Consider the following 20,443-nt stretch of genomic DNA (forward strand, 5'->3'; position numbering starts at 1 on the left):
ATAATGTGAAATTGACCGGGAGAAGGTGTTACGAGAAGGACGTCGCCGGCACTAATGGCACCGGAAGTTTCGCTAAGGCCGGATAATGATGCACAGTAGAGCCAGGGTTCGATGCTCTGATTGCGTAGTTTGTACCCGACGGGGAGCTCGTGCTTTATGCCAACTTTGCGCAAACTGCAGCCCAGTAGACCAACACAGTCGATGCCGCTTTTGGGGTCGCGACCGTGGAGCCGAAAGGGCGTGCCAACGAAAGATGCAGCAGCTTCTGCAAGCCGGGATGGATGGGTCATCCGGTTGATCTGCCATAACGCGACAAAAGGTCATTGCCCGGCAGAAAGGGCTCGCCTCGGAAATTTGCCGCATTATTAAAACGATCAGTACATGTCGCCATAGTGTGATCGCACCCTTCGAGTAATTCTGCGCGCGTCCCCAACTCAGTGCTCTCGGACAGGGCCCGATCGAGAACGAGGCCTTGAGGGTCTGCGCTCACAATTCCGAAGGTTAGCCCGGTTTGAGGACCAGCCAGGAACCGCAGCTTGCCATCGATGTACAGATCGTACGAAACGTCATCGAAGGATACGCTATTGGCGTCAAAGTCGATTTGTGTGACGATATGAACGCTGGTTAGTCCGAATGCGGACAAGGTACATCCCGGCCCGCAGAATTCTGCGCGGCATGCATGGGTATGCTGAGGTCCTCTGAGCAATTCAGGTTCAGCGGCAGAGAACAGCTGCGCTTGCGCTCCATTGGGGAAGCGCAGTCGCCTAAGCGAAGGTTCAAAAACAGGCCTGCGTTCCGGTGGACAGCAGGCGATAATCCCGCTTTCCCCTTCAACCATAACAGCGCGTGCTTCGGCCAACGAAGACGAGACCAATGCGATCCGCGCTTGAGAATTCCCTTCGGCGATTGATCGTACCCATTCCGATCCAGCACGAGTTTTGCCAAAACCGCGTCCAGCCAGGATTAGCCAGATGCGCCACTCACCTTCGGGTGGCAATTGTGCAAGCCGCGCAAAGAAGCCCCAGTGATACGCAAATTCCGCGCGTTCCCGAGAGTTGAGCGCGCGGCTCAGTTCTTCGCGAGCAATGGCTGGAGCGTCCGCCAGCCAATCATGTTGCTCAATCACGTCTTTTTCGCTTCTCGGGCCCGTTCCTGCTGTATTCTGAGCCGGATCTCCTCGACCTTGCGGTCAATCGATCCGCGAATTTCAGCCGCACTGACATTGCGCTGTTCCGCTTGCGCTCTGACAGCGTTGTCGCGGTGTGCATTTAGCAGCCTGATGGCATTGGCGAAGTCATACTTTGATGCATCACCTGCTTGCTGGTCTCCTTCGCGCAATCGGCGCAAGACTTCCATTTCCAAGTGTTCATATCCTTCCCACAGGGCGGCGAGCCAGCGGCAGGCAAATTCAGGCTCGTTGGTCCGGGTACGGTAAACATGGCTGTTTGATACTCCGGCAAACTCAGCCGAGCGGCTGACGTTCGAGGATTGTGCGAGATGCTCAATAAATCGGTCTCGCCAGTGCGGATTTATTCGCGGGCGTTTTTTCTGGCCACGCCGATCTGGCCGTAAATTGTCAGGCATCTTTGGTCTCCACTCGGCCCGGCTGAAGCTGAAATGCTAGAGGGGACCGACATAGAAAAGTCGCAGGAGTTGATCTGAAGTTTGTTTCAACCCCTTGTCTCGACTCACACTATCGCGATGTTGATTTCTTATAACCAAAGATCGTGACAATGTCAATGTAAAAGTACCAAATAGGTTATTTAATCTCAGTTGCGTCCTCTCTACAGCGCGGCTAAGCGCCAATAATCACTCGGGTGCGAACTGGCGAAAGATACTCAAGCTCATGATGAAACTGCTGCGCGGTCTCTACAATTGGACCATGGACAAGGCCGCTCACCCTAAGGCTGTGTGGTGGCTGGCGTTTTTCTGCTTCATCGAGTCGAGCTTCTTTCCGATTCCGCCGCATCCACTGCTCGGGCTGATGTGCCTTGCTGAACCAAAAAAGGCGATCCGGTTTGCCGTTGTCGCTACGGTCTCATCGGTGCTTGGCGGACTGTTTGGCTATGCGATCGGATACTTCTTATACGACGCCGTGGGCTCTTGGGTGATTGGCTTGCTTGGCCTCACAGAGAGCTTCCCGGTTGCGGCATGCTACATTCGCGAGCAGGGCGGCTTGGCCGTCTTCTTTGCCGCTCGGCACACCGGTCCCGTTCAAATTGATGACAATCACAGCGGGCTTTATCGAGATGAATCTGGTGACGTTCACGCTCGCCGCCGTTGCTGGGCGTGCGCTCATTTTCATGATCGTTGGTGTGCTTTTCCAGCTATTTGGAGCGCCCATCAAGGCTGTCATCGACAAGTACCTTGGCTGGGTCACAACGGCCTTCGTCATTCTGGTGGTCGGCGGCTTCGTTGTGTTCACGCAGCTTGCAGGCAGCGAAAACGAAGGCGAGGTGAACGCCTGCGACAACGCAACCGAAGTGCGCGCTTAGCGCTTAGATAATGCCCATCGCCTTGCCTAGCGCGTTCGAACATGCCGAGGATGGTTTCGACTTCCTCCGCCGAATGTTCAGCGCATAGCGAGCAGCGCAGCAAGGTCATATTCGCCGGTGTTGCTGGCGGGCGCGCCAGATTGACGTAGAGTCCCTCTTTCAACAGCGCTTCCCACATGGCCGCACCGCGCTCAAGATCGGGCATGATGACGGCCACGATCGCGCTTTGCGGTTCACTGGTGCCAAGCTGAAAGCCAAGGTCAGTCAGACCGCCGTGGAGCCGTTTGGAATTTTCCCAAAGATGCGCGCGTTTATTCGCGCCATGCATCAGCTTGCGAATGGAGGTCGCTGCGGTTGCCACTACGCTGGGCGGCAGGCTGGCGGTGAAGACATAGGGGCGGCAAACAAGCCGCATGATGTCAAACTTTGGGTGATTGGACACACAAAAACCGCCGACCGTCCCGACGCTTTTCGAAAATGTGCCGATGATGAAATCAACGTCGTCGATCACGCCTTGCTCTTCGCAAACGCCGCGACCGTTTTCGCCAATAAAGCCCATTGAGTGCGCTTCGTCGACCAGCACCATCGCACCATATTTCTTCGCGATCGCAACCATTTCCTTTAGCGGCGCAACGTCGCCCAGCATCGAATAAACGCCTTCGAGGATGACGAGCTTACCAGCGCCTTCAGGAATCCGGCGTAGGCGCTTCTCCATCGCTTCGACGTTATTATGCTTGAACGGAACAACTTCGGCATTGCCCATCGCGCAGCCATCCCAAATCGAGGCATGACTGTCGATATCAAGGACAATGTAATCGCCCTTTCCAGCCAGAGTGGCGATGATCCCGAGATTGGCCTGGTAACCGGTCGAGAAAACCATGGCGTGATCCATCGCGTAAAATTCACGCAATGCATCTTCGCATTCTCGGTGACCTTGATAAGTGCCGTTGAGGACGCGGCTACCCGTTGTGCCTGAGCCGTAATCAGCCAAGGCCTGCTTGCCCGCATCGATCACATCAGGATCGAATGTCATGCCCATATAATTGTAGGTGCCGAGCAAGATTGTCTCGCGCCCGTTGCAGATCGCGGTGGTCGGCGAGAGGACCTTTTCCATGATGAGATTGAAGGGGTCTTCAATACCGCTCGCGAGCAGCGTTTCACGCGTCTGGATAAGGTCGTCGAACTTGGACAGCAGATCGCCTGATGGCGCGACATCGGTAAGGGTCTCAGTCATGGGCAAAGCCTATATCAGCTATCCTGCATTTTGTGCACAGCAGCGACCAACTGACCGTAATTTTCGATTTCGGCCTGTTGGTTCATGCTTATGATGATGTCGAATTCGTCCTCAATCTCCGCGACGAAATCCATCACGGTTAGGCTATCGAACTCAAGATCACCGGCAAACGTGGTTGCGTCTTCAATAGTGACGCCCTTCTTGTTGAAGGGCTCGATCAAGGCGCGGATACGCTCATCAACTGCGGCAGAATCCATGGTGTTGGCGCTCACTTTCTGGGTGCAATTTCAGCTTCAGAGAAAGGTCTAGAGGTATTTGGAATCGCAGACCAGCCCATATGAAGCCATTTCTCGGGGGCAAACGGCTCAAATCGTTGCCGCTTCACCGCCATTTGGCCTTCAATTTCGAGAATTCAAGCTGAGCGGTTAGGCGGTGCAAGTGCTTCGTCCTGGCGTCAAACCAAGGCTTTGACTGCATTCATAAACGGCATGATCGAAACGGGCTTTGCCAGATAACCGGCGGCACCTGCCGAGCGGATCCGCTCTTCGTCACCCTTTCCGGCAAAGGCCGTAACAGCCAGGACCGGTATCTCGCACAGCGAGGTATCGCGCTTGGCCGCCTCGATCAGGTCTACACCGGAAATTCCGGGCAGCTGAATATCCATAATGATCAGATCGGGAGCGGTTCCGCGCGCCATTTCAAGCACCTGATCGCCATCTGCGACAGGCTCGACTTCAAAGCCGTTTGCCTTCAACACGTCGCAGAACAGTTTTCGATTGAGGTCATTATCCTCGACAACCAAGATTCTGCTTTGCCACTGACCGATGCTCCCCCGAAGTGGGCTGATTAACCCGACAAAGAGGCTACGACAATTCAAAATCCATCTATTCATGACGGCGCAGTACAAGAACTCAGCCCGCAGACCCTTGCCTTGGCGGTGCTGGGCTGGGTGCTGGAGGACAACGAACGCGCGGAACGCTACCTCGATTTGACCGGGCTTGATGCTGATACTTTGCGCGGCGGATTGAATGATCCCACCGTCCTAGCCTCGGTTTTTGACTTTCTCGCAAACCACGAACCTGACCTGATCCGGGCGGCAGAGGCGCTCGCCGTAACGCCTGAGGAATTGATTGCTGCCCGCCAGGAGCTCGCATCATGAGCCAGCCTCTTATCATAAGCGATTGCGACGAAGTGATCCTCCACATGGTCGCGCCGTTCAAAGAATGGCTGGAAAGCAGCCAGGGCGTGGATTTCGAGCTGGAAGGCAACAGCTTCGCCACCGCTTTGCGCTGGCAGGACAGCGGTGATGTGCTTGATCAAAAGGAGATCTGGCGGTTTCTGGGCGGCTTCTTCGACACCGAAATGGACAGCCAAATGCCAATTGCGGGAGCGGTCGAGGGCCTCAATCGTTTGTTAGAACAGGCTGATGTGGTGATCCTGACCAATCTGGTCGATGAGCGACGCGATCACCGCGCTCAACAATTGGCGGCGCATGGTCTCAATGCCCGCGTGTTCACCAATCAGGGTCCGAAAGGCCCCGCACTGCAATCTATTTTGGCGGAATATTCGCCTAGCCGGGCGATTTTCATTGATGATTTGGCGCAGCATCATGCGTCCGCATCCGAAGTGGTGCCGGACACAGTGCGGCTGCATTTGTGCGGAGAGCCTATGATCGCGCCGCATATTGATTGCGCACACAAGGCTGGTCACGCCAATGCGAGGATCGATGAGTGGTCGCGGGCGTTACCGTGGTTGTTAGAGCGTTTGAAAGAGGAAGCATAATGAGCATCGAAGCCCGTCTGAAGGAGCTTGGCATCACATTGCCTGAGGCCGCTGCACCCGTTGCGAGCTATGTTCCGGTCGTATTGCAGGACGGGTTTGCACATGTCTCCGGCCAATTGCCTTTTGTTGCAGGAGAGCTTGTGACCGGCCGGTTGGGCGATGATGTTTCGCTTGAAGATGGTCAGGCGGCGGCGCGAGCGTGCGGCCTGATGATTTTGGCGCAGCTCAAAGCGGCCGGGATCGATCTGGACCGCGTGTCGCGGGTCGTAAAGCTCGGCGCGTTCGTCAATTGCACGCCGGATTACACAGACCAACCGAAGGTCGCCAATGGCGCTTCTGATCTGATGCAGGGGGTGTTTGGCGACATTGGCCGCCATGCCCGTGCAGCCGTCGGTGTTCCGGCCCTGCCACTGGGCGCGGCGGTCGAGGTGGATGCGATTATCGCCATTGCCAGTGAGTGAGCGCAGCGCTCCGCGTTGGCTAACTGAGTGGGCCTACGCCCACCGCGGACTGCATGGGCCAGGAGTGCCCGAAAATTCAGTTGCTGCGGCGAAGGCGGCCATCGCGGCAGGTATGGGCATCGAATGCGATATCCAGCGCAGCCGCGATAACGCACCCATGGTTTTCCATGATTGGGAGCTCGCTCGTTTGACGGGCCAAGAGGGTGATACAGGCGCGCTCAATATGGGCGAGTTTACCCAGCTGCGCCTGTTAGGAACGCATGAGCGCCCCGTCCCGCTAGCTCAGTTTCTGGCAATCATTGGCGGCCAGGTTCCACTGCTGATCGAGATCAAATCCAAACCTGATTATGACGTTGATCTAACATGTGCATGCGTAAGTGCAGCATTAGCAGATTATGCAGGCCATCATGCCGTCATGAGCTTCGATCCGCGCGTCGGCCAATGGTTTGCCGAACATGATCCTGAAAGAATCCGGGGCCTGGTCTGCACAGACACGCTGGACCTGGGGTTTCTGGGTGTGTGGCGGCAACCTGGCGCGCTCGAGCAGGCTCAGCCAGATTTTCTCGCGATGGATATTCGCGACCTGCCAAATGCGCTGTGCGAGACTTGGCGAGCGGCACGGCGTCCACTGCTTAGCTGGACCATTCGCAGCAAGGAATTGCGCGAACAATCGCAGGGCCTGATCGATGCACCGATCGCTGAGGGTGAGGGGATCGCGTGAGCGATATTGAGTTGACCGTGCGGCTAGCGCCAAGCGTTGGCTCTTTCGATGTGGCTGAATGGAACGCGCTCGACCCCAGCGGAAATCCTTTTGTCAGCCATGAATTCCTTACCGCCATGGAGGACTCTGGTAGCGTGGGCGACGGCACCGGCTGGGATCCGGTGCCAATCGCGATGACTGACGAGAATGGCAAACTGCTCGCCGCCATGCCGAGCTATGCCAAAGGCCACAGCCAGGGCGAATATGTGTTCGATCATTCCTGGGCGGACGCCTATCAGCGCGCTGGCGGGCGTTATTATCCAAAACTTCAGATTGCCTCGCCATTTACCCCTGCGGCGGGGCCACGCTTGCTGTTGTCCGATCCCTCATTGGCTCTGCATCTGCTCAAGGGCGCTGAATTGGTGTGCGAGCAAAATGGACTGTCCTCAGCGCATGCGACCTTCATCGATCAAGCGCAATTGCCGCTGTTCGAGGATGCTGGCTGGTTGAAGCGAAGCGATTTGCAATTTCACTGGATCAATCGCGGCTACAGCACCTTTGATGGTTTTTTGGATGCCCTCTCGTCCCGCAAGCGCAAAAACCTGCGCAAGGAGCGGGCAGCGGCGCAGAAAGGCCTGCAAATCTCTAGGCTTTCCGGAGACGACATAAAGCCAGAGCATTGGGATGCCTTCTGGCTGTTCTATCAAGACACTGGTGCGCGCAAATGGGGCGCGCCCTATCTAACGCGCGAGGCATTTACGCTGCTGCAGGAGCGGATGGGCGACCAGCTGGTTATGATCCTCGCACTGGACGAGGGGATGCCAATAGCAGGCGCGCTTAATTTCATCGGCCAGGATGCGCTTTATGGCCGCTATTGGGGATGCGCGCGTGATGTGCGCTTCCTGCACTTTGAGCTGTGTTATTACCAAGCAATCGAAATTGCGATCGAACGCGGTCTCGATCGGGTCGAAGCCGGTGCGCAAGGTGGCCACAAACTCGCTCGTGGTTATGAACCAGTGCAAACTTGGTCGGCGCATTGGATTGCCGACCCTGGTTTTCGTGACGCGGTCGCGGACTTCCTAGAGCGCGAGCGCGATGGCGTGGCGACCGATCAAGTCCTGTTGGGCAGGCGCACGCCCTTCAAGCAAAACTAGGCAGCTTGGCGGCGTGTTTCCGACAGCCATTGCCGCGCACGACGCTGAGCCTCTGCGATTTCGCGAGCGGTCATTTCGTCAGAAATGTCTGCGCGGCACCATGCGGCTTCTTCATGACCCTGCGCAGCAGCAAGATTAAACCATTTGTGGGCTTCAATAAGGTCGCATTCAGCCCCATTGCTGCCGGTTGAAAAGGAAACACCCAAATCAAAATGCGCTGAAATGTCGCCTTGAGATGCCGCCGCCAGATAATCGGCAAGGATCTCATTGTTCAGATCCGTGTCCAGTTCGGTGGCTACGCCGCCAGTGATAGGTTTAAGTTCCATAATTTGGTTACCCCGTTAATCACGAAACCAACACCCCCCGGCTGGCTCGCTTAACCATGTCCTCGCTACTCGTGGTCAACAATTGGTTAACGGCGACGTTAATTTTTGTGATCAAGCGGCACGAAATGCGTGAGATCCAGTATTTTACGTCTCGCGATGACACTGGGGTGGGGAAAGCCGCTTGTGCGTCTCAGACTGCAAGCCTATAGGCGCGCTCAATGCGTTGACTTAGGGGGCTTAGCCAAGCGTTTGGAAATTCCGCGCTTAGCGAATTGGACAGTCTCGCCGAAAGTGATTGGGGTAAGAGGACCACATGGCCACTGCGTCGACTGACGATATTGATATTCTCGCAAAAGCGAAGAGTATGCTCGAGCCGGGCTACGTGCCCAGCGATAACGAAGAGTATATGAACGAGCAGCAGCAGAACTATTTTCGTATGCTGCTGCTTGAGTGGAAACGATCGATCCGCGATGCGGCTGATCAAACACTCCAGTCTTTGCAAGACGGCCCAATTCGAGAAGCTGATCTCAATGATCGTGCATCTAGCGAGACGGATTGGGGCATTGAGCTGCGCACTCGCGACCGTCAGCGCAAGCTAGTGGCCAAGATTGAATCCGCTCTGCATCGGATCGACGAGGGCGAATATGGCTATTGTGAAGTAACGGGCGATCCGATCGGATTGAAGCGACTAATTGCCCGACCTGTCGCGACCATGACCGTTGAGGCGCAAGAAGCGCACGAGCGCAAAGAGAAAATTTCCCGCGACGACTGATCAGCCAGGCTAACGAACGGCTTGGAACAAGTGCCAGATTGGGACGCGTGCGTTTTCAAGGCTGCTCCTGCGCGCCTGTTAAACAATCATTAGGCACTGCGGCATAGCCCGCGAGACAGTAGACAATGCTCTGCGCGCTATTGTGGCGACGTAAGAGCCGATGGAATGGCAGTTTTGTTTGTGGTGGGCACAGGAGACTTCTTAGAATGACTGGTGTTGAAACTAGGAGCGTGTCGCGAGACAGTCTCTTTCTGCTCGCCGGTATTCGTGTGGAGCAGGCAGGGGACACGCACCGTATACGCGTGCGCAACTTGTCCGATGGCGGCATGATGGGCGAAGGCAATTTGCGCGTTCAACCCGGCAATCGGTTGGACATTGAGCTGAAAAATATTGGCTCTGTGACGGGAACTGTCGCTTGGGTTCAAGATGACCGTTTTGGTATCGCCTTCGATGAGGAAATTGATTCCCAATCTGCACGCAAGCCTACCAACGGTGACGATCAATCAGACACTGCGGGCTTGAGCACTGCTCATACGCGTAAAGCGCCGTCGGCTCCTGATCCACGGGATTTTCGCAAGGTCTGAGGATTTCCGTCGGCTTCAACGCTGACCAACGGGAAACAACCTGATAGGCTCGCGGGGATGATGCGAGTCTTGCTGCTTTTCCCCTTCTTTTTGGCGCTTTTGGCCTGTGGTCCCTCGGCGGACGACGGGCCGGTTAAAGTGGTGATCATTGGCGAGCCGAAGAGCCTGCTGCAGCAAGGTGTTCGCCTATCACCTGCCGCTCAGCATTTGCGCGCATCGACTCATGAAGGCTTGGTTGCACTCGACCCATCCGGTCAAATTCTCCCGGCAATTGCAGAACGCTGGATCGTCACTGACGATGGGTTGAGCTATATTTTTCGTTTGCGAGAAGCGACTTGGCCGGATGGTGAGGCGATTACAGCCCAGGGCATAAGACTCCAACTGCGCGATCTCCTGCGCCGCTTAGAGGGTACGTCACTCGGCCTCGATTTAGCAAAAATCACTGAAGTCCGGGCCATGACCGGTCGGGTGATCGAAATACGATTGAGCAGTCCGATGCCTGAGTTCCTCAGGCTCATGGCCCAGCCAGAGCTTGGCTTTGTGCGCGAGGGCAGCGGGATGGGACCGATGATCGTCTCCAGCGATGAAGAGACCCCGCTTCTTGCTCGTTTGAATGCCTTGCCGCCTCAGGAGCGAGGCCTGCCCGCCCGCCAGGATTGGGAAGAAAACGCTCGGCCGATCCTTGTGCGCGCCATGTCAGAACAGCGTGCAGTGGCCGCGTTCTCCAATGGCGATGTTGATATTCTGCTAAATGGCCAGTTGGTCAGCTTCCCATTGGCGCAGCTGGGCCCGCTGTCACGCGGAAATATTCGGGTCGATCCGGCGGCTAAGCCTGTTTGGGTTTGCGATCCGCAATGACGATGGCGTCTTGGCAACGCCCGCTTTGCGAGAAGCACTGTCGATGGCGATTGATCGGGATGCTTTGATCGAGCCGTTCAGTCTGGGTGGATGGCAATCGACCAGCTGGGTGGTGCCGTTGGATTTGCTTAAGCCTGTCACCACCGGTGATGAGCGGTGGCAAGACCTAACACTAGCTCAGCGCCGCAGTGTTGCATCTCGCCGGATTACCAGTTGGGAAACCGAGAACGGCGCAGAGGCCGTTTTGCGCGTCGCGCTGCCCTCTGGGCTAGGCGGTGATTTGTTGTTCAATCAATTGGTGGCAGATTGGGAGACCGTGGGCCTTCGGCTGATCAAGATGGAGCCTGGCACGGGCGCTGACCTGGAGTTGAGAGACCGGCTGGCGCGCTATTCCTCGCCCCGTTGGTATCTCAATCAATTCAATTGCGAGCTTGAAATTGGGCTATGTTCCGAAGCAGCCGACCAATTGGTGGCGCAGTCGCTGACCGCGCGCGACCCGCGTGAAAAGGCGTTGTTGCTGGCGCAAGCGCACGCGATAATGGTTGCGGAGGAGGTGTTTATTCCGCTTGGTGTGCCCGTGCGTTGGTCCCTGGTTCGGGGCACTGTTAACGCCTACCAGCCCAACCAATGGGGCGTGCACCCCTTGTTCCCGCTCTCTCAACCCACCATTTAGGGGGTAAGGAGAGACACTATGGATGGGCCTGAACGACCACAGGCGATAAATTTCGCCCTACCAACTGGCACGGATCCCGGTTCTGTGCGGCAACGCGTGGTCGCGATGGAAAACCTTCTGGAGCGCACTTTTCGCGTGCCAGGCGTCAATATGCCCATTGGTCTGGATGCGATTGTTGGTTTGATCCCGGTTATCGGTGATCTGGTTACCACCGCTCTTGGTGCCTATATTATTTGGGAAGCGCGCAACCTTAAAATTCCAAAGTGGAAGCTTTGGCGTATGGGCGTGAACGTCGCATTCGATACCGCTATTGGTTTGTTGCCGGTAGTTGGGGACGCAGCTGACTTTCTCTACCGCTCGAACTCGAAGAATCTGCGCATCATTATCAAGCATCTCGACGCACATCACCCGGAGACTCGGGTGATTGAAGGTTAGAACAAAGCCAAGAAAACGGGCGTTAAGCTTCCAGTTCGATGTCCCAATAGAGCCAATCTCGCCATGTCTCATGCAGATAGTTGGGCGGGAACATTTTGCCATATTGCTGCAATTGCCAGCTTGTCGGCCGAATTGGCTTCATCATCAGGCTCATATGCGCCTGTTTCGGTGTGCGGCCGCCCTTCTTCATATTGCACGGTGCACAAGCAGTGGTGATGTTCTCCCACGTCGTCTTACCGCCCAGACGGCGCGGGATGACATGATCGAAGGTCAGGTTCTGTCCAGGCCCCTGACCTTGCCCGCAATATTGGCATTGAAATCGGTCACGCAGGAACAGATTAAACCGTGTGAAGGCGGGAAACTCGCTTTGCTTAACATATTGCCTAAGTGCGATGACACTCGGAATCTTCATGTCCAGCGAAGGGGAATGAACCTCGCGGTCATAGCTCGCGACAATATCTACCCGGTCTAGAAACACCGCCTTGATCGCAGTTTGCCAAGGCCACAGACTCAGAGGGTAATAAGACAGCGGGGTGTAATCCGCGTTGAGCACGAGCGCGGGGCATGCCGACGGATTGCATGTCGGGTCTTCGTCGGCGCTGCGAAACCGCGCCACTCGCTCCATCAATTCGGCTTTGAACACACTCGTGATCCTTTCCGATTGCCATGAGAATGCCGTGGCACGTGAAATAGTCAAACCCATGACGTGCTGGGTTTCCACAAGGATTTTGGGTGGTATCGCGCTTCTTCCTCCACTGTGGCAGTGGAAAGCTGCGATGATTGTCACACGATTTGCCCCTAGCCCCAACGGTCACTTGCACCTTGGCCATGCCTTTTCGGCTATTATTGCGCATGATCTGGCTAAGGCAGCCGGAGGCACATTTTTGCTGAGGATTGAGGACATTGACGGTGCCCGGTCGCGGACAGAGCTGGTGGATGAATTCCGGCGTGATCTCGAATGGCTTGGGTTCGATTGGCAGGAAGTGACCCCACAGTCACAGCGGATTGAAAGCTATCGGGCTGCTGCGCAGAAATTGAAGGACGAAGGGTTCCTCTATCCATGTATATGCACGCGATCAGAGATTCAGCGCGCGCAGCAGGCAGCTGGCATTCAAAGCGGCCTTTATCCCGGGACTTGCAAGGGGCGAGACGATCTCGATCTGGAGAAACCGCATTGCCTGCGGCTCGATCTGAACAAAGCAATGGCAGGCGTCGGCGAATTGATCTGGACGGATGAACATGTCGGATCGGTGATGGTCGATCCGCGCGATTTCGGCGATGTCGTGATCATGCGCAAGGATGAACCCGCCAGCTATCACTTGGCTGCGACTTTGGATGACGCAGCAGACGGAGTGACTTTGGTCACTCGCGGCTCTGACCTCTTTTCATCGACTCATATTCACCGTCTTTTGCAAGAGCTTCTCGAACTGCCAGTGCCGCGTTGGCATCATCATAAACTCTTGCTCGACGAGCAAGGCAAGAAGCTTGCAAAACGGCGCGGTTCGTCTTCGCTGGCCGACATGCGAGAGCAGGGCGCGGACGGCCTCTTGCTGGCAGAGCAATTGCGGTTGCAACGTTTGCCGGGTGGTATCTCACTGGAAAGCGCCTAAATACTGCGCATGACATATTTTCTCATAGCTGTTCTGGCCGTCTTGAGCGTTCTGGTGCTTGTGTCGCTCGTTCGCGGTATTATCGCATTTCTTAAAACGACGAAGATCGACCTGGAGACGGGCGAGGGCGAGACTGCCACCGATATGCAATTGCTTCAAAACAAAGCGATGTTTGCACGGATCAAATATCAGGCGCTGGCTATTCTGGTCGTGGCGATCATTTTGGTTGTGGCACGCTAGGCCGGTCTAGGGGCGCAAAGAGACGTGGTAAAACTCAACAAGATTTACACCCGCACCGGGGATGACGGCACCACCGGTCTAGTCGATGGATCGCGTTCGGCAAAGCACTCGGCACGAATTTCAGCCATTGGCCGCGTTGATGAAACGAACAGCGCGATTGGTCTTGCCGCATGCCATTTGGCTGAGGGGCTGTATAAGCAACTCCTTACACGGGCTCAGAACGATCTTTTTGATCTCGGCGCTGACCTCGCGACTCCAAGCGAAGCCGGTGATTTCACGCCGTCGGAAATGGTGCTTCGGATCGTTCCTGCTCAAGTGACCTGGCTTGAGGATCAGATTGACGGCCTCAATGAAGAGCTAGAACCATTGACCAGCTTCGTGCTGCCCGGTGGCAGCGAAGCCGCCGCGCGCACTCACGTCGCCCGAGCTTCGGCTCGTGCAGCCGAGCGGGCGATGACCCGACTATCAGAACATGATGCTGTGAACCCATCAGCGCTTGCCTATATCAACCGACTGTCCGACTGTTTGTTCGTGCTGGCCCGAGTGCTCAACGACAATGGCCGCGCCGATGTTAAATGGGTGCCGGGAGCTAATCGCTAGCCAAGCGGGATTTGCATCGCTAACACGCGCTCTTTGCTGCACTTGCGAAGGGATTCTTCATGCGGACGATAGCGGTTATTGGAGCCGGGCAGATGGGCACTGGCATTGCTCAAACCATTGCTCAGCATGGCATGCCGGTTATGCTATCCGACGTGGATTTGGCTCGCGCTGAAGCTGGTAAAGCCGCTATTGAAAAGGCCCTTGTAAAACTGGTTGGGCGCGGAAAGATCGAAGCAGATGCTGCTGAAACCGTGCTCACCAAGGTCACGCCAATTGGCGATTACGCACCTATGGCCGAAGCAGGGCTGATTATTGAGGCCGCGACTGAGCAAGAGGCGATCAAGCAAGCGATCTTTGAGCGCGCTGGCAAAGTTCTGGCTGGCGATGCGATCATGGCCAGCAATACAAGCTCTATTCCGATAACGCGTATGGCGAATTATTCGCCCGATCCAGAGCGCTTTATCGGGTTGCATTTCTTCAACCCTGTGCCGGTGATGGGTCTGATTGAGGTTATCCCTGGGCTTGCGACCTCACAGGATACAACCGATCAAATTTCGGCATTTGCTGAAGGTTTAGGCAAAGAAGTGGTGTTGAGCCAGGACGAGCCAGGCTTCGTTGTAAACCGCATACTGCTGCCCATGATTAATGAGGCTGTGTTTGTTCTAGGCCAGTCAACCGCTGGTATTGAAGACATCGATAAGGGGTGCCGACTGGGTCTCAACCATCCCATGGGGCCCTTGCAACTCGCAGATTTCGTTGGGCTCGATACATGCCTTGATATCATCAAGGTGCTTTACAAAACGACGCGCGATACAAAGTATCGCCCAGCGCCGCTGCTCGTGAAATATGTCGAGGCGGGTTGGCTGGGCCGCAAAACCGGACGCGGTTTTTATGATTATACAGGCGAGGCGCCGGTTCCAACGCGGTAGTCTCTCTGGAGGCTTCTATGAGAAGGCGTCTTCCGACCTAATATGTCTAAAGATTAAGTCTTACAGATCGGGCTTGAGCCAATCCTGCGGGTTGGACCCTGGTTCTCTCTTTACTGGGGTGAGGCCGCCACGACTTTGAGATGACTCAGCCGCACCTTGGTTGGCTTGTGGATTAGCACGCGTGCCACCTGTAGTCGGAGAACTATCAGGATTTGGATCAAACCCGTTGGTATCATCAACCAGCTCTGCATCAGATGCAAAATCGCTAATCACCGGCTGTTCGTTTGGTACTGGGCTAGATGCTCGCTGGTCCGCAGGTATTGGTGGTAAGTCCGAGCTAATCTCGCTTTGCTCGCTATCTGTTGCTGAACCCTTAGTGTCTGCGGAAAGTGAGCTACCAAAAATCGCCACGCCGCCAACAACGATCGCGGCAAAGGCCAAGACGGGTTTGTAATTCTCGAATATCGCCATAATGGGTGAGCGATACCCGAACTTGGTTAAGGTTTGGTAGACGTCAACTCGTTTTTGAGATGGTACAGAAAATCAAGCGCTTCTCGAGGCGATAAGGCATCAAGATCAGCGCCTTCCAACTTCTCTTTCAGGATATCGCCAGCTTCGAGTTCTCCGGGTTCATCCGTCTGGGCTGCATTCGCGAACAGCGGCAATTCGCCCAGCCCAGCGGCGATGCCTCCAGTTTCTGCCCGGGCCGCCTCCAGTTTTTGCAGCACTTGCTTGGCTCGCTTTACGACTGGAGCCGGGACGCTAAGCCAATTTGGCCACAGCAAGACCATAAGAACGATCCGCAGGGCCTTCTGATACTTCGTGTAGGAGTACCAAATCACCCTTCCATTCGCGCGCTTTCACATGGTGCAAAGACAGCGCTTCACAGCTATCGGCTAGCCGAGCAAGCTCATGGTAATGGGTGGCGAACAAGCAGCGGCAAGTAATCTTGGAATGCACTGCCTCAACGACCGACCATGCGAGCGCCAAGCCGTCGTAGGTGGACGTTCCGCGGCCCACTTCATCAAGGATGACAAAGCTGCGCTCAGTAGCTTGCGAGAGGATTGCAGCGGTTTCGACCATCTCCACCATAAAGGTTGAGCGTCCCCTTGCGAGATTGTCTGAAGCGCCGACGCGGCTGAACAGCCGGTCGACTAGCCCAATTCTGGCTGCTTTTGCTGGTACATAACCGCCCGCCTGTGCCATCAAAATGATCAGCGCGTTTTGCCTCAGGAAGGTCGATTTACCGCCCATATTGGGTCCGCCAATCAACCACAGGCGGTCTTGCCGCGCCAGGTTGCAATCATTAGCGACAAAGCGATCATTGGTCTTGGCCAAAGCAGCTTCTACGACAGGATGGCGGCCAGCGGTGATCGCAAGTTCGGTCGTATCGACGATCTCAGGCTTGCACCAATCGCCTTCTGCTGCGCGCTCCGCCTGGCCCGCTGCTAAATCAATTCGGGCCAGCGCTGCTGCAGTTTGCGCAATGGCTTGCTGTGAGGCGATCACCGCGCCAGTCAGCTCTTCAAAATGCGCTTCTTCCGCTGTCAATGCGCGTCCGCCAGCCTCAGCAATTCGGGTTGCTTCTTCGTGCAGCGACACCGAATTGAACCGCACGGCCCCTTTCATCGTCTGCCGGTGGGTAAAGCCGCTGTCTTGCTCCATCAAAGCATCGCCATGCCGGCTAGGCACCTCAATGAAATAACCGAGCACACCGTTGTGTTTGATCTTGAGCGAGGCAATTCCCGTCTCTTCGCGGTATCTCGCCTCCATTGCGGCAATCGCCTTGCGCGCATTGCCGGAGACTTGTCGCAGCTCGTCCAGCCCTGCGTCGTAACCATCCGCGATATATCCACCTCCAGATCGCTCTGTCGGAGGGGCCGCAACAAGCGCATTTGTTAGCAAATCTACCAAGGCGCTGTGACCGGTCAGGCATGGCATGAGCTGCTTCAGCAGGCTTGGGTGATCGCTTTGCTTTATCAGCGTCTCATGAAGCAGTCGGGCATCTCTAAGGCCATCTCGCACCTGACCCAAATCTCGTGGACTTCCTCTACCAGCTACTACTCGGCCCAAGGCGCGGCCAATATCCGGCAGTGCGCGCAAGGTCTCGCGCAGGTCTGCGCGGTCAATCGGCTGGCTATGCCAGAACTGAACTAAGGATAGCCGCTCTTCAATTGCGGATTGGTCAAGCAATGGTGAGCCTAAGTCTTCTGCCAATTGCCGAGCGCCTAGCTCCGGTAACGCAGCGGTCGATTGCCGCGATCAAGCTGCCGCTGCGCGAGCCATCTTGAGATTGCAAGATTTCTAGGCTCGCGCGGGTCGCCTCGTCCATCACCATGCCTTCGGCACCGCGCCGTGAGACTGGCGGGAGGAGCATAGGCAGATTGCCGCGACTTACATGCTCGAGATAGGCAATCAGGCCAGCCGCCGCCGCCAGCATAGCGCGCGAGAAATCGCCAAACCCATCCAATGTCGCAACACCATGAAGCTTACGCAGCCGCTCCGAGCCATCGTCGCTTGAAAAATCACCTTTCGGCCGAGGCGTGATTTCATCTGGCCCATGCGTCCAGTTTTCCGGTGCAACAATTTCGTTTGCGCCAAGCCGTGCCAAATATGCACCCAGCATATCTGGCGTACATTCTTCTAAGGCCATTATGCCTGTTGAGATGTCGCAGCTGGCCAAACCGATCGCCCCGCGGACATCAGCCAATGCGACGAGCAAATTGGCATTGCGCGGCTCAAGCAAGGCTTCTTCAGTTAGCGTTCCAGCCGTCACAAAGCGCACGATGTCGCGTCTTACGAGCGCCTTGGAAGAAGGAGTGCCTTCCTTTTTAGCCCTTATTTTGGCTTCTTCTGGTGTTTCCACCTGCTCTGCAATCGCGACCCGGCAGCCGCCCTTGATCAAACGGGCCAGATAGCTGTCGGCGGAGTGTACCGGAACACCACACATCGGCACTGGCTCGCCGCTGTGTTCACCGCGGGTGGTGAGGGCGATATCGAGAATGGCCGATGCAGTCTTGGCATCGTCAAAGAACAGCTCGAAAAAATCGCCCATCCGATAGAACAGCAAGCAGTCACCCGCCTCTTGTTTGAGGGCGAGGAATTGCTCCATCATCGGTGTCGTTTTTCCGGCCATGGATTAGGCCTAGACACCCGTAGAGCGATTCGGAACGGCCCCTAGGCTCCTTTCCCCTATCGTTTGCATCGTTAGGTCGCTAAGCGCACGGTAGAAATCGATTTGGGAGACCTCCAGATGGCCGATGACCGGCAAGTCACATTCACGACCCGAGAAGCCCTTTTTTATCACGAGACAATTCGTCCGGGCAAAATTGAAATTGTGGCGTCAAAGCCAATGGCATCTCAGCGTGATCTCAGTCTCGCTTATTCACCAGGGGTTGCCGCTCCGGTTGAAGCTATCGCCGCTGATCCCAGTCTTGCGGCCCGCTACACTGCCCGGTCAAACTTGGTTGCGGTTATCTCAAATGGCACGGCTATTCTCGGCCTCGGTAATTTAGGGGCATTGGCCTCAAAGCCGGTCATGGAAGGCAAGGCAGTGCTGTTCAAGCGCTTCGCAGATGTCGATTCTATCGATCTGGAGCTGGCGACTGAGGATCCAGAGGCCTTCATTGAAGCGGTGGCGTTAATGGAGCCGAGCTTTGGCGGCATCAATCTGGAAGATATCAAAGCCCCGGAATGCTTTATTATCGAGCAAGCATTGCGTGAGCGGATGAACATTCCTGTCATGCACGATGACCAGCACGGGACCGCGATTATCACAGCCGCCGGGTTGCTCAATGCCTGTCATTTGACTGACCGAGACGTGAAAGACGTAAAGATCGTCGTCAATGGCGCCGGGGCTGCAGCGATTGCTTGCACTGCGCTTATCAAGGCAATGGGTGTTGCTCATGAGAACGTAATTATGTGTGATCGCACCGGTCCTATCACTCCGGGACGTGACAATGTGGATCAGTGGAAAAGCGCGCATGCCGTCGACACTGATGCGTCGAGCCTGGAAGAGGCGTTAGTCGGTGCTGACATTTTCCTCGGCCTGTCGGCAGCCGGAGCCTTGAAGCCGGAATGGGTGAAGAAGATGGCGGATAAACCCATCATCTTTGCAATGGCCAATCCCGTTCCAGAAATCATGCCAAACGAAGCGCAGGCAGTGCGTCCGGATGCGATCATTGCCACTGGCCGGTCGGACTTTCCGAACCAGGTAAACAACGTACTGGGTTTCCCATTCATATTTCGCGGCGCACTCGATGTGCAGGCGACCACGATAAATGAAGAAATGAAGATTGCCGCCGCCAATGCGATTGCGGAGCTGGCTCGCAAACAAGTGCCAGAAGAGGTTTCCAGCGCCTACGGCAAGAACCAAAAGTTCGGCAAAGACTACATTATTCCGGCGCCGTTTGATCCGCGCCTGATTGAGGTGGTTTCTTCCGCTGTCGCTAAGGCCGCGATGGATTCTGGCGTGGCACAGGCCAAGATCGAAGATTTTGACGCCTATCGTCATGCGCTGAAATCGCGCCTCAATCCAACAACCGCCGTCCTCACGGGCACCTACAACGAAGCGAAAGCCAATCCCAAGCGGATGGTGTTTGCCGAGGCGGAAGAGGAAGTGGTGCTGCGCGCGGCCATTCAGTTCCGCGATTTCGGATACGGGACACCAGTTTTGGTCGGCCGCACGAAGGCTGTTGTCGACAAATTGCATCAATTGTCGGTGTCTGACCCGGGCAGTTTTGAGATTCAAAACTCCGCGACCTCAGAACATGTCCCTGAGATGGTAGAATACCTCTACAAACGCCTGCAGCGCAAAGGCTACACAGAGCGTGATGTGCGCCGAATGGTAAACCAAGAGCGCAACGTCTTTGCGGCCCTACTGGTTGCACTTGGCCACGGCGACGGGATGATTTCTGGCCTAACGCGGACATTCGCGCAGACGGCTCGAGAGGTGAATCTGGTGCTCGACAAGAAGCCGGATGCATTGCCGTTTGGCGTGCATATGATGATCGGCAAAAACCACACAACATTTCTGGCTGACACGACGATTAACGAGCGCCCGAGCGCGGAAGAATTGGCTCATATTGCCAAGGAAACGGCCGCTGTCGCACGGCGTATGGGACATGAACCACGGGTCGCCTTCCTGTCGTACTCGACATTCGGGAATCCTTCAGGCCAATGGCTAGGCAATATTCGCGAAGCCGTTGCAATTCTGGACCGTGAAGATCCTGGGTTTGAGTATGAAGGTGAGATGGCGCCAGACGCCGCCCTTAATCCCAAGGTAATGGAGCTCTATCCGTTCAGTCGCCTGTCTGCGCCTGCCAATGTGCTGATTATGCCGGGGCTGCAATCAGCCAATCTTTCCGCAAAATTGCTCAGAGAGCTGGCCGGGAATGACACCATTGGGCCAATGTTGATTGGCATGGAAAAACCAGTTCAGATTGTGCCGATGACTGCGATTGCGCCGGATGTTTTGACCCTAGCGGTTCTCGCGAGCGCAGGCGTGGTGGGCTAGACCTCTGCATGCCTGGTATTGCCTGTCAACGAGATCGTTTTTCGATCCCACGCGACGTACACTACCTCAATTGCG

22 protein-coding genes and 3 pseudogenes are annotated in these 20,443 nt (G+C 55.7%); 16 read left to right on the forward strand and 9 right to left on the reverse strand.

Annotation, left to right across the window (positions count from 1 at the left end; genetic code table 11):
• Window positions 1-286: 286 nt before the first annotated feature.
• Window positions 287-1,126: a phage BR0599 family protein gene (locus tag AC0V6Z_RS05615; protein WP_472640380.1), complete on the reverse strand. Its 840-nt coding sequence runs from the start codon at window positions 1,124-1,126 to the stop codon at window positions 287-289.
• The gene (locus AC0V6Z_RS05620) at window positions 1,123-1,584 is read right to left on the reverse strand and encodes a hypothetical protein (protein ID WP_472640381.1); all 462 of its coding nucleotides are present in this window, start codon (window positions 1,582-1,584) and stop codon (window positions 1,123-1,125) included. The genes AC0V6Z_RS05615 and AC0V6Z_RS05620 overlap by 4 nt, the downstream gene beginning before the upstream one ends.
• A 265-nt stretch (window positions 1,585-1,849) precedes the next feature.
• Between AC0V6Z_RS05620 and AC0V6Z_RS05625 the strand changes: the two are divergent.
• Window positions 1,850-2,495: pseudogene (locus AC0V6Z_RS05625) on the forward strand (YqaA family protein).
• Between the two features lie 3 nt (window positions 2,496-2,498).
• Here AC0V6Z_RS05625 and spt read toward each other — a convergent pair.
• From spt to AC0V6Z_RS05640, 3 genes and pseudogenes are all read right to left on the reverse strand, one after another.
• Window positions 2,499-3,729 (reverse strand): annotated as a pseudogene (gene spt / locus AC0V6Z_RS05630) (serine palmitoyltransferase).
• 14 nt (window positions 3,730-3,743) lie between these two features.
• A complete protein-coding gene (locus tag AC0V6Z_RS05635; RefSeq protein WP_472640382.1) occupies window positions 3,744-3,986 on the reverse strand; it encodes an acyl carrier protein in 243 nt (80 codons plus the stop codon).
• 197 nt (window positions 3,987-4,183) lie between these two features.
• Window positions 4,184-4,531: a response regulator gene (locus AC0V6Z_RS05640; RefSeq protein ID WP_472640383.1), complete on the reverse strand. Its 348-nt coding sequence runs from the start codon at window positions 4,529-4,531 to the stop codon at window positions 4,184-4,186.
• A gap of 135 nt (window positions 4,532-4,666) precedes the next feature.
• Here AC0V6Z_RS05640 and AC0V6Z_RS05645 point away from each other — a divergent pair, with 135 nt between their 5' ends.
• The 5 genes from AC0V6Z_RS05645 to AC0V6Z_RS05665 are packed head-to-tail and all read left to right on the forward strand — an operon-like array spanning window position 4,667 to window position 7,826.
• Complete coding sequence (locus AC0V6Z_RS05645; RefSeq protein WP_472640856.1) at window positions 4,667-4,888, forward strand: DUF3572 family protein; 222 nt, start codon at window positions 4,667-4,669, stop codon at window positions 4,886-4,888.
• Window positions 4,885-5,511: an HAD family hydrolase gene (locus AC0V6Z_RS05650; protein ID WP_472640384.1), complete on the forward strand. Its 627-nt coding sequence runs from the start codon at window positions 4,885-4,887 to the stop codon at window positions 5,509-5,511. The genes AC0V6Z_RS05645 and AC0V6Z_RS05650 overlap by 4 nt, the downstream gene beginning before the upstream one ends.
• On the forward strand, window positions 5,511-5,972 hold the full coding sequence (locus AC0V6Z_RS05655) for a RidA family protein (RefSeq protein ID WP_472640385.1): 462 nt from the start codon (window positions 5,511-5,513) through the stop codon (window positions 5,970-5,972). The genes AC0V6Z_RS05650 and AC0V6Z_RS05655 overlap by 1 nt, the downstream gene beginning before the upstream one ends.
• A complete protein-coding gene (locus AC0V6Z_RS05660; protein WP_472640386.1) occupies window positions 5,944-6,693 on the forward strand; it encodes a glycerophosphodiester phosphodiesterase family protein in 750 nt (249 codons plus the stop codon). The genes AC0V6Z_RS05655 and AC0V6Z_RS05660 overlap by 29 nt, the downstream gene beginning before the upstream one ends.
• A complete protein-coding gene (locus AC0V6Z_RS05665; protein ID WP_472640387.1) occupies window positions 6,690-7,826 on the forward strand; it encodes a GNAT family N-acetyltransferase in 1,137 nt (378 codons plus the stop codon). The genes AC0V6Z_RS05660 and AC0V6Z_RS05665 overlap by 4 nt, the downstream gene beginning before the upstream one ends.
• On the opposite strand, the gene AC0V6Z_RS05670 is transcribed toward AC0V6Z_RS05665, so the two are convergent.
• On the reverse strand, window positions 7,823-8,152 hold the full coding sequence (locus AC0V6Z_RS05670) for an SEL1-like repeat protein (RefSeq protein WP_472640388.1): 330 nt from the start codon (window positions 8,150-8,152) through the stop codon (window positions 7,823-7,825). The two genes, AC0V6Z_RS05665 and AC0V6Z_RS05670, sit on opposite strands and share 4 nt — an antisense overlap.
• 313 nt (window positions 8,153-8,465) lie before the next feature.
• Between AC0V6Z_RS05670 and dksA the strand changes: the two genes are divergently transcribed.
• The 5 genes from dksA to AC0V6Z_RS05695 all read left to right on the forward strand — a co-directional run bounded on the left by dksA (window position 8,466) and on the right by AC0V6Z_RS05695 (window position 11,474).
• The gene (gene dksA / locus AC0V6Z_RS05675; protein ID WP_472640389.1) at window positions 8,466-8,924 is read left to right on the forward strand and encodes an RNA polymerase-binding protein DksA; all 459 of its coding nucleotides are present in this window, start codon (window positions 8,466-8,468) and stop codon (window positions 8,922-8,924) included.
• A 206-nt stretch (window positions 8,925-9,130) separates the two neighbouring features.
• Complete coding sequence (locus AC0V6Z_RS05680; protein WP_472640390.1) at window positions 9,131-9,508, forward strand: PilZ domain-containing protein; 378 nt, start codon at window positions 9,131-9,133, stop codon at window positions 9,506-9,508.
• 57 nt (window positions 9,509-9,565) lie between these two features.
• Window positions 9,566-10,366: an ABC transporter substrate-binding protein gene (locus AC0V6Z_RS05685; protein ID WP_472640391.1), complete on the forward strand. Its 801-nt coding sequence runs from the start codon at window positions 9,566-9,568 to the stop codon at window positions 10,364-10,366.
• Between the two features lie 10 nt (window positions 10,367-10,376).
• Window positions 10,377-11,039 carry a hypothetical protein gene (locus AC0V6Z_RS05690; protein ID WP_472640392.1) on the forward strand — a complete coding sequence of 221 codons (663 nt, stop codon included), beginning with the start codon at window positions 10,377-10,379 and terminating at the stop codon, window positions 11,037-11,039.
• An 18-nt stretch (window positions 11,040-11,057) separates the two neighbouring features.
• Window positions 11,058-11,474, forward strand: a complete 417-nt coding sequence (locus tag AC0V6Z_RS05695) for a DUF4112 domain-containing protein (protein WP_472640393.1) — start codon at window positions 11,058-11,060, stop codon at window positions 11,472-11,474.
• A gap of 22 nt (window positions 11,475-11,496) precedes the next feature.
• On the opposite strand, the gene AC0V6Z_RS05700 is transcribed toward AC0V6Z_RS05695, so the two are convergent.
• On the reverse strand, window positions 11,497-12,099 hold the full coding sequence (locus AC0V6Z_RS05700; RefSeq protein WP_472640857.1) for an HNH endonuclease: 603 nt from the start codon (window positions 12,097-12,099) through the stop codon (window positions 11,497-11,499).
• A gap of 151 nt (window positions 12,100-12,250) precedes the next feature.
• Between AC0V6Z_RS05700 and gluQRS the strand changes: the two genes are divergently transcribed.
• The 4 genes from gluQRS to AC0V6Z_RS05720 are packed head-to-tail and all read left to right on the forward strand — an operon-like array spanning window position 12,251 to window position 14,853.
• The gene (gene gluQRS, locus AC0V6Z_RS05705; RefSeq protein ID WP_472640394.1) at window positions 12,251-13,084 is read left to right on the forward strand and encodes a tRNA glutamyl-Q(34) synthetase GluQRS; all 834 of its coding nucleotides are present in this window, start codon (window positions 12,251-12,253) and stop codon (window positions 13,082-13,084) included.
• A gap of 9 nt (window positions 13,085-13,093) precedes the next feature.
• Complete coding sequence (locus AC0V6Z_RS05710) at window positions 13,094-13,324, forward strand: hypothetical protein (RefSeq protein ID WP_472640395.1); 231 nt, start codon at window positions 13,094-13,096, stop codon at window positions 13,322-13,324.
• Between the two features lie 24 nt (window positions 13,325-13,348).
• A complete protein-coding gene (locus AC0V6Z_RS05715) occupies window positions 13,349-13,924 on the forward strand; it encodes a cob(I)yrinic acid a,c-diamide adenosyltransferase (RefSeq protein ID WP_472640396.1) in 576 nt (191 codons plus the stop codon).
• Between the two features lie 59 nt (window positions 13,925-13,983).
• Entirely contained in the window at window positions 13,984-14,853 is an 870-nt protein-coding gene (locus AC0V6Z_RS05720; protein WP_472640397.1) for a 3-hydroxyacyl-CoA dehydrogenase NAD-binding domain-containing protein, read from the forward strand.
• Between the two features lie 60 nt (window positions 14,854-14,913).
• Here the strand turns inward: AC0V6Z_RS05720 and AC0V6Z_RS05725 are convergent, their stop codons facing one another.
• Both AC0V6Z_RS05725 and mutS read right to left on the reverse strand, forming a co-directional pair.
• On the reverse strand, window positions 14,914-15,324 hold the full coding sequence (locus AC0V6Z_RS05725; protein WP_472640398.1) for a hypothetical protein: 411 nt from the start codon (window positions 15,322-15,324) through the stop codon (window positions 14,914-14,916).
• A 26-nt stretch (window positions 15,325-15,350) separates the two neighbouring features.
• Window positions 15,351-17,989, reverse strand: a pseudogene (gene mutS, locus AC0V6Z_RS05730) (DNA mismatch repair protein MutS).
• Between the two features lie 117 nt (window positions 17,990-18,106).
• On the opposite strand from mutS, the gene AC0V6Z_RS05735 reads away from it, so the two are divergent.
• On the forward strand, window positions 18,107-20,368 hold the full coding sequence (locus AC0V6Z_RS05735; protein WP_472640399.1) for an NADP-dependent malic enzyme: 2,262 nt from the start codon (window positions 18,107-18,109) through the stop codon (window positions 20,366-20,368).
• The last annotated feature ends 75 nt before the right edge of the window (window positions 20,369-20,443 follow it).

The organism is Erythrobacter sp. SN6-5 (genome assembly GCF_057364945.1).

Bases quoted from the DNA above. Each gene is read 5' to 3' on its own strand.
- AC0V6Z_RS05700 (WP_472640857.1), bottom strand. From the start codon at position 12,099: ATGGAGCGAGTGGCGCGGTTTCGCAGCGCCGACGAAGACCCGACATGC.
- AC0V6Z_RS05710 (WP_472640395.1), top strand. From the start codon at position 13,094: ATGACATATTTTCTCATAGCTGTTCTGGCCGTCTTGAGCGTTCTGGTG.
- AC0V6Z_RS05670 (WP_472640388.1), bottom strand. From the start codon at position 8,152: ATGGAACTTAAACCTATCACTGGCGGCGTAGCCACCGAACTGGACACG.
- AC0V6Z_RS05650 (WP_472640384.1), top strand. From the start codon at position 4,885: ATGAGCCAGCCTCTTATCATAAGCGATTGCGACGAAGTGATCCTCCAC.
- dksA (WP_472640389.1), top strand. From the start codon at position 8,466: ATGGCCACTGCGTCGACTGACGATATTGATATTCTCGCAAAAGCGAAG.
- gluQRS (WP_472640394.1), top strand. From the start codon at position 12,251: ATGATTGTCACACGATTTGCCCCTAGCCCCAACGGTCACTTGCACCTT.
- AC0V6Z_RS05620 (WP_472640381.1), bottom strand. From the start codon at position 1,584: ATGCCTGACAATTTACGGCCAGATCGGCGTGGCCAGAAAAAACGCCCG.
- AC0V6Z_RS05720 (WP_472640397.1), top strand. From the start codon at position 13,984: ATGCGGACGATAGCGGTTATTGGAGCCGGGCAGATGGGCACTGGCATT.
- AC0V6Z_RS05685 (WP_472640391.1), top strand. From the start codon at position 9,566: ATGATGCGAGTCTTGCTGCTTTTCCCCTTCTTTTTGGCGCTTTTGGCC.
- AC0V6Z_RS05655 (WP_472640385.1), top strand. From the start codon at position 5,511: ATGAGCATCGAAGCCCGTCTGAAGGAGCTTGGCATCACATTGCCTGAG.
- AC0V6Z_RS05680 (WP_472640390.1), top strand. From the start codon at position 9,131: ATGACTGGTGTTGAAACTAGGAGCGTGTCGCGAGACAGTCTCTTTCTG.
- AC0V6Z_RS05725 (WP_472640398.1), bottom strand. From the start codon at position 15,324: ATGGCGATATTCGAGAATTACAAACCCGTCTTGGCCTTTGCCGCGATC.
- AC0V6Z_RS05695 (WP_472640393.1), top strand. From the start codon at position 11,058: ATGGATGGGCCTGAACGACCACAGGCGATAAATTTCGCCCTACCAACT.
- AC0V6Z_RS05635 (WP_472640382.1), bottom strand. From the start codon at position 3,986: ATGGATTCTGCCGCAGTTGATGAGCGTATCCGCGCCTTGATCGAGCCC.
- AC0V6Z_RS05660 (WP_472640386.1), top strand. From the start codon at position 5,944: ATGCGATTATCGCCATTGCCAGTGAGTGAGCGCAGCGCTCCGCGTTGG.
- AC0V6Z_RS05735 (WP_472640399.1), top strand. From the start codon at position 18,107: ATGGCCGATGACCGGCAAGTCACATTCACGACCCGAGAAGCCCTTTTT.